The organism is Conchiformibius kuhniae DSM 17694, from assembly GCF_000428785.1.
In the GTDB taxonomy this organism is placed as follows: Bacteria; Pseudomonadota; Gammaproteobacteria; order Burkholderiales; family Neisseriaceae; genus Conchiformibius; species Conchiformibius kuhniae.
The window spans coordinates 19208-33408 of the sequence record NZ_AUAP01000002.1; the positions used below are offsets into that span (position 1 = coordinate 19208).

General features: G+C 58.3%; 10 protein-coding genes. 7 read left to right on the top strand and 3 right to left on the bottom strand.

All coding sequences use genetic code 11. The annotated features are described in order from the left end of the window. The first annotated feature begins 253 nt into the window (after positions 1–253). From ccoN to G392_RS0102290, 7 genes are all read left to right on the top strand, one after another. Positions 254–1693 (top strand): cytochrome-c oxidase, cbb3-type subunit I, encoded by a 1440-nt coding sequence (gene ccoN / locus G392_RS0102255; RefSeq protein WP_027008914.1) that lies wholly within the window; start codon positions 254–256, stop codon positions 1691–1693. Between the two features lie 28 nt (positions 1694–1721). Next, positions 1722–2333 carry a cytochrome-c oxidase, cbb3-type subunit II gene (gene ccoO / locus G392_RS0102260; protein WP_027008915.1) on the top strand — a complete coding sequence of 204 codons (612 nt, stop codon included), beginning with the start codon at positions 1722–1724 and terminating at the stop codon, positions 2331–2333. Positions 2334–2339: 6 nt separating this feature from the next. Further along, positions 2340–2528, top strand: coding sequence for a cbb3-type cytochrome oxidase subunit 3 (locus G392_RS0102265; RefSeq protein WP_027008916.1), 189 nt, complete (start codon positions 2340–2342; stop codon positions 2526–2528). Next, a complete protein-coding gene (gene ccoP / locus G392_RS13210) occupies positions 2528–3967 on the top strand; it encodes a cytochrome-c oxidase, cbb3-type subunit III (RefSeq protein ID WP_084165897.1) in 1440 nt (479 codons plus the stop codon). The genes G392_RS0102265 and ccoP overlap by 1 nt, the downstream gene beginning before the upstream one ends. Before the next feature lie 292 nt (positions 3968–4259). After that, positions 4260–5750 (top strand): sodium/proline symporter PutP, encoded by a 1491-nt coding sequence (putP, locus tag G392_RS0102280; protein WP_027008917.1) that lies wholly within the window; start codon positions 4260–4262, stop codon positions 5748–5750. Positions 5751–6289: 539 nt separating this feature from the next. Beyond that, positions 6290–8881, top strand: a complete 2592-nt coding sequence (locus tag G392_RS0102285; RefSeq protein ID WP_051255527.1) for a TonB-dependent receptor — start codon at positions 6290–6292, stop codon at positions 8879–8881. Between the two features lie 63 nt (positions 8882–8944). Beyond that, positions 8945–9832: a transferrin-binding protein-like solute binding protein gene (locus G392_RS0102290; RefSeq protein ID WP_027008919.1), complete on the top strand. Its 888-nt coding sequence runs from the start codon at positions 8945–8947 to the stop codon at positions 9830–9832. 58 nt (positions 9833–9890) lie between these two features. On the opposite strand, the gene G392_RS0102295 is transcribed toward G392_RS0102290, so the two are convergent. The 3 genes from G392_RS0102295 to G392_RS11880 all read right to left on the bottom strand — a co-directional run bounded on the left by G392_RS0102295 (position 9891) and on the right by G392_RS11880 (position 14162). Then, a complete protein-coding gene (locus tag G392_RS0102295; RefSeq protein ID WP_245571906.1) occupies positions 9891–10424 on the bottom strand; it encodes a protein disulfide oxidoreductase in 534 nt (177 codons plus the stop codon). Beyond that, positions 10421–12400, bottom strand: a complete 1980-nt coding sequence (tkt, locus tag G392_RS0102300) for a transketolase (protein ID WP_027008921.1) — start codon at positions 12398–12400, stop codon at positions 10421–10423. The genes G392_RS0102295 and tkt overlap by 4 nt, the downstream gene beginning before the upstream one ends. 76 nt (positions 12401–12476) lie before the next feature. Then, positions 12477–14162, bottom strand: coding sequence for a choline/carnitine O-acyltransferase (locus tag G392_RS11880; RefSeq protein ID WP_051255528.1), 1686 nt, complete (start codon positions 14160–14162; stop codon positions 12477–12479). Between the last annotated feature and the right edge of the window lie 39 nt (positions 14163–14201).

Sequence of the window (14201 nt, forward strand, 5' to 3'; positions counted from 1 at the left end):
GATGCCGCGTATTTTCGGTGTGAAGGCGCGGGCAAAGGCGGCGTTTTACCATTATTTGTGTTGGTAGGAAAGGGGGTTTTGTTTTAAAATGCCGTTCAGGTTGTCTTTGCGTGTTTTAACGCAAAGCTGTCGGACAGACACATCGGGGCAGCAAACGGCACGCGTGCCGGCTGCGGCTTGGTGCGTTGGACAAACCAAACAAACCAACAAACATCTTAAGAGATTTTAATTGCCATGTTAATGGAGATTGTTCATGGAAACGCAAACTTATAACTACAAAGTGGTGCGCCAGTTCGCCATCATGACGGTAGTTTGGGGCATCGTGGGCATGTTGGTGGGGGTGATTGCCGCCGCCCAACTGCGCTGGCCCGAATTGAACCTGTCGCAAATCGGACCTTGGTTCCACTTCGGGCGCATCCGCCCGCTACACACCAATGCGGTGATTTTCGCTTTCGGCGGCTGCGGTTTGTTCGCCACTTCATACTACATCGTCCAGCGTACCTGCAACGTGCGCCTGTTTGGCGGCAACATTCTGCCCGCCATTACCTTTTGGGGCTGGCAGTTGGTCATCGTGCTGGCGGCAATCACCCTGCCTTTGGGCTACACGTCGGGCAAGGAATATGCCGAGCTGGAATGGCCGATTGACATTCTGATTGCCGTGATTTGGGTCATTTACGCCATCGTGTTTTTCGGCACGATTGCCACGCGCAAAATCAAGCACATCTATGTTGCCAACTGGTTTTACGGCGCATTTATCCTTGCCGTTGCCCTGCTGCACATCGTCAACAGCCTTGCCGTTCCCGCCGGCCCGATGAAATCGTATTCCGTGTATTCGGGCGCGATTGACGCGATGGTGCAGTGGTGGTACGGACACAATGCCGTAGGCTTTTTCCTGACGGCAGCGTTTTTGGGCATGATGTACTACTTCGTGCCGAAACAGGCAGGCCGTCCCGTGTACTCCTACCGCCTGTCGGTCGTCCACTTCTGGGCATTGATTTTCACCTATATGTGGGCGGGGCCGCACCACCTGCACTACACCGCGCTGCCCGACTGGACGCAGTCTTTGGGCATGGTGTTGTCGCTGATTCTGTTTGCGCCGTCTTGGGGCGGCATGATTAACGGCATCATGACCCTTTCGGGCGCGTGGAGCAAACTGCGTACCGACCCGATTTTGAAATTCTTGGTGGTGTCGCTGTCGTTCTACGGCATGTCCACCTTTGAAGGCCCGATGATGTCCATCAAAACCGTCAACGCCTTGAGCCACTACACCGATTGGACGGTCGGACACGTCCACTCCGGCGCATTGGGCTGGGTGGGTTTCGTCACCATCGGCTCGATTTACTACCTGATTCCGCGCCTGTTCGGCCGCCGCGAAATGTACAGCGTGAAGCTGATTGACGCACACTTTTGGATTGCCACCATCGGCGTGGTGCTGTACATCACCTCCATGTGGATTTCGGGCGTAATGCAAGGCTCGATGTGGAGCCAGCTTAATCCCGACGGCACCCTGACTTACTCTTTTGTCCAGTCTGTCAGCGCGTCCATGCCGTATTATGCCATTCGCGCATTGGGCGGTTTGCTGTATCTGAGCGGCATGTTCCTGATGGCATACAACGTGTACCGCACCATTGCGGCGGGCAAACCCGTTGATGCGCAAATTCCTGCGGTTACGCCGATTCAACACCACCACTAAAAAGCACCAGAAAGAGTAGGCTAGTAAAATGAAATTACAAGCATTGGTTGAAGAAAAGGTCGGTTTTCTGATTGCCTTCGTATTGGTGGTCATCAGTGTCGGTCTGCTGATTGAAGTCGTGCCTTTGTTCTTTACCAAAGAGGTAACCACACCCGCCAAAAACGTCAAGCCCTACAATGCTTTGCAGGTTGCGGGGCGCGACATTTACATTCGTGAGGGCTGCTACAACTGCCACTCGCAGATGATTCGTCCTTTCCGTGCCGAAACCGAGCGTTACGGTCATTATTCCGTTGCCGGCGAATCGGTGTACGACTACCCCTTCCAATGGGGTTCGAAGCGCACCGGCCCCGACTTGGCGCGGGTGGGCGGGCGTTATTCGGACGAATGGCACCGCATCCACCTGATTAACCCGCGTGATGTCGTGCCGGAATCCAATATGCCCGCCTTCCCTTGGCTGGCGCGCAACAAGGTCGACCCCGAGCAGGTGGTGCGCCACATGAAGGCACTGCGTGCGGTGGGCGTGCCTTATACCGATGAGGAGCTTGCCAAAGCCCCCGAAATGCTGGAAGAAAAATCCGAGCTGGACGCGGTGGTCGCCTATTTGCAAGGCTTGGGCTTGGCATTGAAAAACACAAGGTAATCAATTATGGATTTGAATTCGGCAAGAAGCCTGTTTACCCTGCTGGTGTTTGTGAGTTTCGCGCTGGTGTTGTACATCGTGCTGAACAAGCGCAACAAAAGCGGTTATGAAGACGCGGCGCAAAGTATTGTGGACGACCCCGATACCCCCGATGCGCCCCCTGCCGGTTCAAACCGTAACCACGGAGCAAAATAATGGAAGAATCACAATTCACGAGCGGTTTTTGGCATTGGTATATCGTTGTTATCGTTGTCGCGTCTTTTGTTTATGTCGCATGGGTGTTGTTGTCGCAAAACAAGGTCAAGCCTTTGCCCAAAGGTGAGGAGGTGAAAACCACCGGCCATTCTTGGGACGGGATTGAGGAGTACGACAACGGTTTGCCGCGTTGGTGGTTTTGGATGTTTATCATGACCATTGTGTTCGGCATCGGCTATTTGGCGATTTATCCGGGCTTGGGCGATTATCGCGGCATCGGCTTTAACGGCAAGCATTGGACGAGCAAAAGCCAATACGAGCAGGAAATGGCGGACGGCGAAAAGGACACCGCCGCGCTGTATGCCAAATATGCGGCAATGAAGCCCGAAGAAGTCGCCAAGCACGATGAGGCGATGAAAATCGGTCAAAATCTGTTCAACACCTACTGTATCCAGTGCCACGGTTCGGACGCGCAAGGTTCGCGGGGCTTCCCGAACCTGACCGATGCCGACTGGCTCTACGGCGGTACGCCCGACAAAATCCACGAAAGCATCGCCAAAGGGCGTGTGGGGGTGATGGCGCCTTGGGGCCCCGTGTTGGGCGAAGAACGGGTGAAAGATGCGGCAAACTATGTGTTGTCGCTGTCCGGCCGCGAGCATAATGAAGACCGTGCCGTGCGCGGCAAGGAAGTGTTTGCCGCCAACTGCGCGGTGTGCCATGGCGAAAACGGTGCGGGCAATCAGGGCATGGCGCCGAATCTGACCGATGACGTGTGGCTGTGGGGCGGCAGCGAAAAAGCGATTATCGAAACGATTACCGGCGGACGCCACAACCAAATGCCCGCTTGGGAAGGCTTTTTGAGTAAGGACAAAATCCACATGCTGACGGCGTTCGTGTGGGGCAAGTCGCACCCTGACGGCAAGGCTCTGCCCACCGATTCGCAAAATGCGGTCGGCGGCAAAACGCCCGCCGCCGCGCTCGATGCGCCTGCCAAACCCGCTTCCGTTGCTGCTTCCGTTGTTGCCGCCGCGCCCGCCGCATCTGCGCCCGCCGCCGCCTCCGCCGCAACGGCTGCCGCCGCGTCTGCTGCCGCACCCGCCGCCGACAAAGCCGAAGTGAAGTTGGAAAACGGCGTGCTGAAGTTCTACTTTGCCACCGCGAAAAGCGATGTCGCGCCCGAAGCCGCGCAAGTGGCTGCCGAAGCGGTGAAAGCCGCCAAAGCGGGCAAAAAACTGGTGTTGAGCGGCTTTGCCGACAGCACCGGCAATGCGGCGGCGAACGAGCGTTTGTCCAAACGTCGTGCCGAAGCGGTGCAAGCGTTTTTGGTTCAGCAGGGCGTGAAAATCGAAAACATCGAATTGCGCAAGCCCGAAAGCACGATGGGGGGCAAAGGCGACAATGCCGAAGGCCGCCGCGTGGAAGTGAAAATCGAAGGCTGACACGCCCCATACCAACCGCAACAAGCGGAATCCCGAGCGGATTCCGCTTTTTTTGTACCCGAGCAAGTGCGGACAGTGCACCACAAACGGCTTTACCTTTTTTCACCAATCTTGACGGAAGCCGCCCAAGTGCGGTTAAATGGCGCGTTCCGTTCCGGCTTGGGAACGCATAACGGTGCGGTTTTGCTCCGCGCATTCAGGTTGCAATGCTTTAACCTGCCATACGGCAACAGTTTGCCCCGTATGCCACACAAACCATTGCAACCACAACACACATCAAAAGGATAAGTTTATGAATCCGATGTACATTACCTTCGGCATCTACCTGATTGCGGTGCTGCTGATTGGTTTGGCGGCGTATTTTTCCACGCGCAATTTTGACGACTACATATTGGGCGGGCGCAGCTTGGGCAGCTTTGTTACCGCGATGTCGGCAGGTGCGTCCGACATGTCGGGCTGGCTGCTGATGGGCTTGCCCGGCGCGGTGTATTTGTCGGGCATGAGCGAATCGTGGATTGCCATCGGCTTGGTGGTGGGCGCATATTTCAACTGGCGTTTGGTGGCGGGGCGTTTGCGCGTGCATACCGAGTTTAACAACAATGCCTTGACTTTGCCCGATTATTTTTACCACCGTTTCGGTGCGCAAGGGCAGGCGATGAAGGTGATTTCCGCCGCCATCATTCTGTTTTTCTTTACCATTTATTGCGCTTCCGGCATTGTGGCGGGGGCGCGGCTGTTCCAAAGCCTGTTTGACATCAGCTACACCCAAGCGATGTGGCTGGGGGCGGGCGCAACCATCGCCTACACCTTTATCGGCGGCTTTTTGGCGGTGAGCTGGACGGACACCATTCAAGCCACCTTGATGATTTTTGCCTTGATTCTCACGCCGATTATGGTGTATCTGGCATTGGGCGGTGCAGACGAAATGAGCGCCGCGATTCAGGCAGCCGCGCAAAGCACCGGCAAAAAATACGGCAGCCTGATGGCAGGCACCACCTTTATCGGCATCGTCTCCACCGCCGCGTGGGGCTTGGGCTATTTCGGGCAACCGCATATTTTGGCGCGGTTTATGGCGGCGGAAAGCGTGAAATCGTTGGACAACGCCCGCCGCATCGGCATGACGTGGATGGTATTGTGCTTGGCGGGTGCGGTGGCGGTGGGCTACTTCGGCATCGCCTACTTCGGCAAAAATACGGCAGACGCGGCGGTCATGGGCGACAACCCCGAACGCATCTTTATCGCGCTGACCACCCTGCTGTTCAACCCGTGGATTGCGGGCGTGATTTTGTCGGCGATTTTGGCGGCGGTGATGTCCACCCTGTCGTGCCAACTGCTGGTGTGTTCCAGCGCGATTACCGAAGACTTTTACAAAGGTTTTTTGCGCCCGAATGCCCCGCAAAACGAATTGGTATGGGTGGGGCGCGTGATGGTGCTGGCAGTGGCGGTGATTGCGATTTTGATTGCCGCCGACCCCGAAAGCAAAGTGCTGGGCTTGGTGTCCTACGCTTGGGCGGGCTTCGGTGCGGCGTTCGGGCCTGTCGTCATCTTGTCGCTGTTTTGGAAACGCATGACTTCCGCCGGTGCCTTGGCGGGCATGATTGCGGGCGCGGCGGTGGTGGTGGCGTGGAAGCCGCTTACCGGCAGCAGCCTGTATGAAATCGTGCCGGGCTTTATCGTGTGCGCTTTGACGGTGGTGGGCGTGTCGCTGGCGGGCAAAGCGCCGGTAAAAGAAGTGCAGCAGCGTTTTGAGCAGGCAGATGCCGCGTTTAAAAAAGCCGCTTAAGGTTGTCATCGATTGACCGAAAAAACACGGCATCGTCATTCCTGTGCAGGCGGGAATCCACATCGAAGCACAATAAACTGTGATAAAACATCGTTTGCCAAGCATCGTGCAGTGGATTCCCACATTCGCGGGAATGACGGAATGTTTTATATTGTACTGATTTTTATTGGAAAAATTTAAATGATGGCACGCCCTAAGGCGCATCATCAATTGACAACAAGCCCAATGCGCCGTGTTCCGCCGGAAACGGCGCATTGTTGCGTTGTGCCGTGCTGTTGGGATTGGGGGCGTGGCATCATTAAATAGCCGTCATTCCCGAGCAGACGGGAATCCAAAACAAATTTAAAAAAGCGTTGATGAAACATCGCTTGCCAAGCATCGTGCAGTGGCTTCCCACCTGCGCGGGAATGACGGTGTTTTCCTATTTTATTGATTTTTATCTTAAAAATTTAATCGTGCCGTTATACTTTACGCAATCTTGCCGAAAAACGGGCTTTGTTTTACAATTAAGTATTATGGTATAACATATTAAAACAACCATGTGTTCCCAACGTTTTTTGTGTCTGCCGTTTGCCCTGATGCTGGGCAGCGTGTATGCGCTTGCCGATGACGGGCAGTCGCTGCCGTCCGTTACCGCAACGGGCAAACGCCAAACTTCTGCCTTGCCCTTCGGCGGCAAGCAAAAGGCTTCCGACAAAATCATTGCCGGCGAGAAATTCCAAAGCCGTCCCGCCACTTTGGGCGATGCACTGGCGGGTGAAACCGGCGTGCACAGCAATCCTTTCGGCGGCGGCGCGAGTGCGCCCGTGATTCGCGGACAGGAGGGCGTGCGCGTGAAAATCCTGCAAAACGGCTCGGACGTGGTGGACATGTCCGCACTCTCGCCCGACCACGCCGTTGCCGCCGACACGCTGCTGGCGCAAAAAGTGGAATTGGTGCGCGGCACGCCGACTTTGCTGTATGCCGCCGCCTCGCCCGCAGGCGTGGTCAACATCGCCGACCGCCGCATTCCCGAACAGCTTCCGCAGGGCAAAGCCGAAGGCGAAGCCGCACTGCGTTTTGACACCGCCGCCCGCGAAAAAGCCTTGAACGGCGGCGTAACGCTGGGGCTGGGCAAACACTTTGCCGTCCGTGCCGAAGGCTTGTTGCGCCGTGCCGAAAACTACCGTGTTCCCGGCATCAAATTGGGCGAAACGCTCCACTACCTGCCCGATTCGCACAACCGTTCGCGGGTGGGCACGCTGGGCGTGTCTTGGGTGGGGAGCAAAGGCTATTTGGGCGCGTCCTACAGCGTGCGCCGCGACCAATACGGTCTGCCCGGACACAACCACATGCTTGATGCCACATCAATGCACATCTTCAGCACCGCCGCCGACCCTTCCCGCCCGCAGCGCATGTATCTCAACGTCTATCCCCACCTGATGGACGACAGCGATTTGGCATATGCCCACGAACACGGCGGCATGGGGCACGAACACAATGCCAAACACAGCCACGACAGCCCCTACGGACACAACCACGACCACAGCTCGGGCGGCCCTTGGGTGGACATGACCGCCAAACGCTGGGACGTGCGCGGCGAATGGCACAAACCATTGGCGGGCATCGACAAAATCAAACTCACCCTCGCCCATGCCCAATACCACCACGATGAATTGCATGACGGCAAATTTTACGTTTCACCCGGCGAATCCGCAGGCATCGTGGAACGCTTGGCAAAAGAAGCCGCCCGTTTGAAAGGCACGCCCGAAAGCATTTTCAACAGCAAAGGCAGCAATGCCCGCATCGAAGTCCATCACCGCCCCACCAACAATTGGCAAGGCTTGTTCGGCGCACAATACACCGCCTTGCGCGGCAAAGCCGAACTTACTCCCCGTTCCGGCTTCCCCGCCGGCGCATTGGCATCTTGGCGCCGCCGTCTGCTGCCCGACCACACCGACCGCCGTTTCAGCCTGTTCGGTTTGGAACAGTTCCGCTACAAAAACCTCACCCTTGAAGCGGGCGCACGCTGGGAAAAACAAAGCCTGCCCGTGCATTACGACAAACAACTGCTGTCGCTGGACGCGGTGGTGCGCGATTCCGCCAACAACAAACCCCACGCCGCGCCCGACCTGCGTCCGCGCAAAGAAAACGCCCTGTCGTATTCCGGCACGCTGCTGTGGGACATCACCCCCGCCAACCGCCTGTCGTTTACCGCATCGCACAACGAGCGCATTCCCGCGCCGATGGAGCTGTATTATCACGGCAAACACTTGGCCACCAATTCCTACGAATTCGGCAACAGCCAACTGAAAAAAGAACGTTCCAATAATTTTGAACTGGGCTGGAAGCACGATTCGGAAAAATGGGACGCGAAACTGAGCGTGTACCAAAACCGTTTCCGCAACTATATTCACGGCGAAAACATCCGCAAAATCGGCAACATTCATACCCGCCGCTACATTCAGTCGCAAGCGCGGTTCAACGGCATTGAGGGCGAAGTCGGCTACCATTTCTCGCCCGAACACAAAATCACCCTGTTCGGCGATTTGGTGCGCGGCAAACTGTTCGGGCTGCCCGATGTGCGCGGCAGGGAAATGTTTCGCGACACCAATCCGAAAAGCGATGATGAAGATTACGACCCGTATGACGACCCCGATTATCCGTGGTGCTACGATGAGGAAGGCTTGGAACAATTCTGCCCGCCCGAATCGCTGGGCGTGCAAACCATCGCCCGCCCCAACCGCAATGCGCCGCGCGTACCGCCCGCCCGTTTGGGGCTGCGTTGGGAAAAATCCTTCCGCGATAACTGGTCGGCTTCGCTGGAATACACCCGCGTGTTTGCCCAAAACAAAGTTTCCGATTCCTACTTTATCCGCGAAAAAACTTCCGATGAAAAAGAATCAGATGAAAAAGAAGGTATTAGCGGACGCGATTTGACCACCGAGCCGATTAGCGAAGACAAATCACGCGGCTACCATCTGCTCAATGCGGGGCTTGCCTACAAAAAACGCATCGGCGGCGCGGATTACCGTTTGTCGTTGGACGTGTACAATCTGCTGAATCAAAAGGTTTATGTGCATCATTCGCACCTGCCTTACGTTCCGCGCCCCGGACGGAACGTGGTGTTTGGCGTGAATGTGTCGTTTTAAGGCACGCACGGGGCAAGCGTTTTCCCGTATAATGTCTGTTTTTCAAAATATTAGAGTAAATTCATGAAAATCTTGCAAAAAGGAAAAACGTTTGCCGTGCTGTTGTCGGCAGTGCTGCTGGCGGCGTGCGGCAGCAGTGGCGGCGGCAGCCGTCCCCATACCGGTGGCGAATATTCGCGTGATGCCAATCCGAACAACACGCCGGTCGGCAAAGTGGCTTTGGGCGGTGTGGTCATCAGTGTGCCTGCGGCGCAGGTGGGAACCTTGGTGCTGCCGCGCAAAAGCGAGGTGCGTACGGAAACCGTCAGCCGTCAGGACGAAATCAATACGCTGGTGTTGAACGGCAAACGCATTGCTTTGGTGCCTGCCCATTTCGCGGGCAAGGTGTTTGTGCGCAACGACAAAAACACGGAAAAGGCGTTTGGCAACAATTTGCGTTATGCCCGTTACGGCTGGTATGCGGGTGTGGACGAAAAGCAAGATGCCGTGTTTCAGACGGTGGATTCGGCTCTGTTTTTCCAAGGTCAAACCACGCCCGCGCCGGTGGTGGCGGCGCAACGGGGCAAGGTGCGCTATACGGGGCTGTCTTTGTCCACGCAATTGAGCGATGATGCGCGGCGGTTTGCGGCGCATTTTGAAAATTTGCGTCCTTTGGTGAATGTGCAAGGCTCGGCGGTGTTGGACGTGGATTTTGATGCCAAGTCGTTCCGTGCCGAGTTCCGCCCTGAGGAGCAGCGTTTTGCGGATTTGCCCGCGATACACGGGGTGATTGACGGTAATGAGTTGCAGGGGCGTCCGCACGCTGCGCATCATTTGCGCGGGGCGTTTTTCGGCCCGAAGGCGGAAGAAGCGGCGGGCTTGTTTACGTATAGCGGTTTGCAGCAGAAAGCCCATTCGGGCTTGGGCGGTGAAACGGCGGTGCTGGGGACGTTTGGCGTGAAGAAGCCGTAATGTTTTGAACGGTGTGCAGGAAACGGCTTGGAACGGGGTTGGGCGTTCCAAGCCGTTTTTACGGTTGGCGGGCGTTGCCGGCGCGTGTGCTGAGGGCAACGGCTGCCAGCCGTGTTTTCAAGCCCCAATAGGTGGCGATGCCGCTTGTGTTGTGGCGTACTTTGCCGCCGCGCACAAATACGATGGTGGGGGTAACGCGCACGTTCCAGTGCCGTGCCAGTTCGCCGCGCGGGTCGTTGAGGGTGGCGAAATGCAAATGGTGTTCGCGCAGATAGCGTTGCACGTCTTCATCGCCGCCCGATTGCAGGGCGATGCCGACCACGCGCACGCCGTCCCGCCGCAAGCGTTCCAGCACGGGCGAGGTGTGGCGGCACGCGCCGCACCAAGTCGCCCAGAAATACAGCACCACCGTTTCGTTTGCGCTGGCTTGTGCCAGTGTTTGGGCGGATTCGGGCATGGGCAAACGGGCGGCGTCGTGCGGCACGGCGGGGCTGCGCCACCAGTCGGCAAGGGTGGACGCCAACAGCACTACCAGCAGCAGTTGGACGGCTTGCTTGAGACGGAAGGCGATGCCGCGCCGTTTCACGTTCACAGGACGGCTTTCACGGCTGCGGCAACGCGCTCGGCGGTAAAGCCGAATTCGCGGAACAGCTCGGCGGCGGGCGCGGATTCGCCGAAGCGGTCAAGCCCGACCACCGCGCCGCGTGTGCCGACATATTTGTACCAGCCGTCCGACACGCCCGCTTCCACCGCCACGCGCGGCAGGTGTTCGGGCAGCACGGCATGGCGGTAGGCAGCGTCTTGGCGGTCAAACACATTGGTGGACGGCATGGACACCACGTTCACGTTAATGCCTTGTTCTGCCAACAAAGTTTGTGCGTTCAGGGCCAATTCTACTTCCGAACCGGTGGCAATGATGACGGCTTGGGCGTTTTCGCTTTCGCGCAAAACGTAGCCGCCGCGCACGATGTTGTTTAACGCGGTTTCATCACGCGCCACAAAGGGCAGGTTTTGACGGCTGAAAATCAGGCAGCTCGGACGGTCTTGCGCTTGTACCGCTTGCGCCCATGCGGTCAGACTTTCGGCGGTATCGCACGGCCGCCACACGTCCATATTCGGAATCAGGCGCAAAGTGGCAATCTGTTCAACAGGTTGGTGCGTGGGGCCGTCTTCGCCCAAGCCGATGGAATCGTGGGTGAACACAAACACGGGATTGATTTTCATCAACGCCGCCATGCGCAGGGCGTTGCGGGCGTATTCGCTGAACATCAGGAACGTTGCGCCAAACGGCTTCACGCCGCCGTGCAGCGCCATGCCGTTCATCACCGCCGCCATGCCGAATTCGCGCACGCCGTAATGGATATAGTTGCCGCCGTTTTCGCGCGTTACCGCCACGCTGTTTGACCAATCGGTTAAATTGGACGGAGTCAAATCCGCCGAACCGCCGACCAATTCGGGCAATACTTGCGCCAAGATTTCAATGCTGTTTTGGCTGGCTTTGCGGGTGGCGATTTTTTCGCCTTTTTCGCAAACGCTTTGCAGGGCTGCCTGAACGTGGGCGGCGAAGTGTTCAGGCAGCCTGCCCGCCGTGCGCCGTTCAAATTCCGCCGCCAATTCGGGGAAACGGGCGCGGTATTCGGCGAATTTGGCGTTCCAAGCGTTTTCCAGTTCCGCGCCGCGCGCGCGCGCGTCCCAAGCGGCGCGAATGTCGTCCGGCACGGCAAACGGCGGCTGCGTCCAGCCCAAAGCGGCGCGGGTGGCGGCGATTTCGTCCGCGCCGAGCGGTGCGCCGTGGGTTTTGTGGCTGCCCGCTTTGCTTGCCGCGCCTTTGCCAATCACGGTTTTGCAGCAGATAAGGGACGGCTGCGCGGTGTTGTCGCGGGCTGCCTGAATCGCGGTGCGGACGGCTTCGGCATCGTGTCCGTCCACATTCGGCACAACGTGCCAGCCGTAGCTTTCAAAACGCTGCGGAATGTTTTCGGTAAACCAGCCGTCCACTTTGCCGTCAATGGAAATATTGTTGTCGTCATACAAAACAATCAGTTTGCCCAAGCCCAGCGTGCCCGCCAGCGAACAGGCTTCGTGCGACACGCCTTCCATCAGGCAGCCGTCGCCGAGAAAAACGTAGGTGTAATGATTGACGATGTCCAAACCGTCGCGGTTGAACTCGGCGGCGAGGATTTTTTCCGCCAACGCCATGCCCACGGCATTGGCAATGCCTTGCCCGAGCGGGCCGGTGGTGGTTTCCACGCCGTCCGTGTAGCCGTATTCGGGGTGGCCGGGCGTTTTGCTGTGCAGTTGGCGGAAGTTTTTCAAATCGTCTGCGGAGACGTTGTAGCCGCTCAAATGCAGCAGGCTGTAGAGCAGCGCGGAAGCGTGGCCGTTGGACAAAACAAAGCGGTCGCGGTCGGCAAACTGCGGATTGGCGGGGTTGTGGCGCAGAAATTCGCGCCACAGCACGGCGGCCATGTCCGCCATGCCCATCGGTGCGCCGGGGTGTCCGGAGTTGGCCTGTTCGACCATGTCCATGGAAAGAAAACGCAAAGCATCGGCAACGGGGTTCGGCATGGTGTGTCCTTTTTTGGGAAAGTGGAAAAACGGGGCGGATTATAACGAAAATCGCGTGGGCGGGCAGGGCAAACCGTCAAAGGGCGGCGGCGTATTCGGCAGCCAAATCCGCCAACTTCACCGCGCCCTCGCGCAACGCCACCACAAACCGCGCCACGTCCTCCGCCTGCGCCGCGTGGTGCGACACGGTAAACAGCCAACCCCGCGCCGTCAGCGTGTAATTCACCCCCAAACCGCCCGCGCTCGTTGGCGCAAAAGCGAAATTGCGGATAAGCGCATCGTCCCCCAGCGTGGACGTGGACAAAAAGTCGTTGCAAAACAAACGGTATGCCGCGCCGTCAAACCACGCCGTATCCGCGCCCGCCGCCCGCGCTTCGGCGTGCAAGCCCAGCAAATGACGGTTCGCGCCCAAGCCCTGTTTGGCGGTTTTCACCCGCGCCTTGTGTTCCGCCAACGCCGCCGTGAGCGCATCGCCTGCGGCGCTGCCGTCCGCCAACGCCCGCACCAAAGCCAGCGACGGTTCGGACACGGGGCGCACGCATTCGGTACGCCCGTGCAAAAAGTGGCTCGCGTCCACCGCTTCATAAGTGTTGCGCACGCGCCCGTAGGCGGCGAGTTGGGCGTATTGCAGCGCAAACTGCATCAGCGCATCACGGCTGGTGCGGGCGGGAATGCGCTCATTGTCCAATTCAATCAAGGTGCTGCACACGCGCATGTGCGCGGCGCGTTCCGCGTAACGCTGCTGCCACGTTTGCCAGTCGCGCTCTTGGGCGGCGGAAAGCTGCCAGCTCCGGCGCACGGGCGCGGCTGCCTGAAACGCGGTTTCGGTGTTGGTTTCAGGCAGCTTGGCGGCAGCGCGGGCGATGATGCCTTTGAGTGCGCCGCCGTCTTCCCAAGTGTGTTCGCAATGCCAAAACAGCCTTTGCGTGGCGCGGTTGTGGCAGAAGGTCATCGGTTTGTACGTCCACACGGCGCAGTCGGGCGAAAAGGCGGCGCGGGCAAGGTCGTCATCGGCGGTGTCGGCGCGGTCGCTCAGGCTGACGTGGAACAGGTCGGCGTTCAAATCGTCCAGCAATGCGGAGTTGTCGGGGTGTCGGCGCAACGCGGCGTGCAGACGGGCGGCATCGTCCCCGCCCATGTGCGCTGCCACCGCCACGGGATAGGGATTGCTTTCGCAATGTTGTTCAATCTGCGCGAAAGCGTGGCGGAAATGGGCGGCGGGCAGGGCTTCGCCGCGTTCGTCCAAAGCGGCAACGCGGTAATACCAGCCGCGATGCAGCACGCCGATATGACGCGAATCTTCGGCAAAACGGTAATCATCACAAACACTTTGCGGCACCCGCGCCGCGCCCGCCAAAATCCGCCATTGCGCCATGCACACGGGCAGACCTTGCGGCGAAAGCGGCGCGTCAATGCGCCCGTGCCGCCAATCGGCGCACACGGCGGCGAGCGCGGCGCACCATTGCGCCAAATCCGCTCCTTGCGTTTGCAGTTCAAAGGCGACGTTGCTGGCAAGCGGCAAGGCTTCGCGGATACGCAGGTAGCCGTCCAGCCAAGTGTCCGCCAGCCAACTGCTGTCGGGGCGGTCGGCGGCGCGGGCGAGCAGGGCTGCCTGAAGCGCGGGCGCGGTGTCAGTTTCAAAGGCGCGGGCGGCGGTTTCGGCTTCGGCGTAATCCGTATCGTCCAGCAGGGGGCGGACTTGGGCGAGGAAGCGGTTGATGGTGTCGTTTAAATCGGGAACGGGGAGCAGGGGCGGGGTCATGGTTTTTCTTTCGGGAAAACGGGTTGTTCAATTCGCGGC

Excerpts from the sequence above, each read along its gene's own strand:
- tkt (WP_027008921.1), bottom strand. The coding sequence starts at position 12,400 with ATGCCGAACCCCGTTGCCGATGCTTTGCGTTTTCTTTCCATGGACATG.
- ccoO (WP_027008915.1), top strand. The coding sequence starts at position 1,722 with ATGAAATTACAAGCATTGGTTGAAGAAAAGGTCGGTTTTCTGATTGCC.
- G392_RS0102265 (WP_027008916.1), top strand. The coding sequence starts at position 2,340 with ATGGATTTGAATTCGGCAAGAAGCCTGTTTACCCTGCTGGTGTTTGTG.
- G392_RS11880 (WP_051255528.1), bottom strand. The coding sequence starts at position 14,162 with ATGACCCCGCCCCTGCTCCCCGTTCCCGATTTAAACGACACCATCAAC.
- G392_RS0102290 (WP_027008919.1), top strand. The coding sequence starts at position 8,945 with ATGAAAATCTTGCAAAAAGGAAAAACGTTTGCCGTGCTGTTGTCGGCA.
- ccoP (WP_084165897.1), top strand. The coding sequence starts at position 2,528 with ATGGAAGAATCACAATTCACGAGCGGTTTTTGGCATTGGTATATCGTT.
- G392_RS0102285 (WP_051255527.1), top strand. The coding sequence starts at position 6,290 with ATGTGTTCCCAACGTTTTTTGTGTCTGCCGTTTGCCCTGATGCTGGGC.
- ccoN (WP_027008914.1), top strand. The coding sequence starts at position 254 with ATGGAAACGCAAACTTATAACTACAAAGTGGTGCGCCAGTTCGCCATC.
- putP (WP_027008917.1), top strand. The coding sequence starts at position 4,260 with ATGAATCCGATGTACATTACCTTCGGCATCTACCTGATTGCGGTGCTG.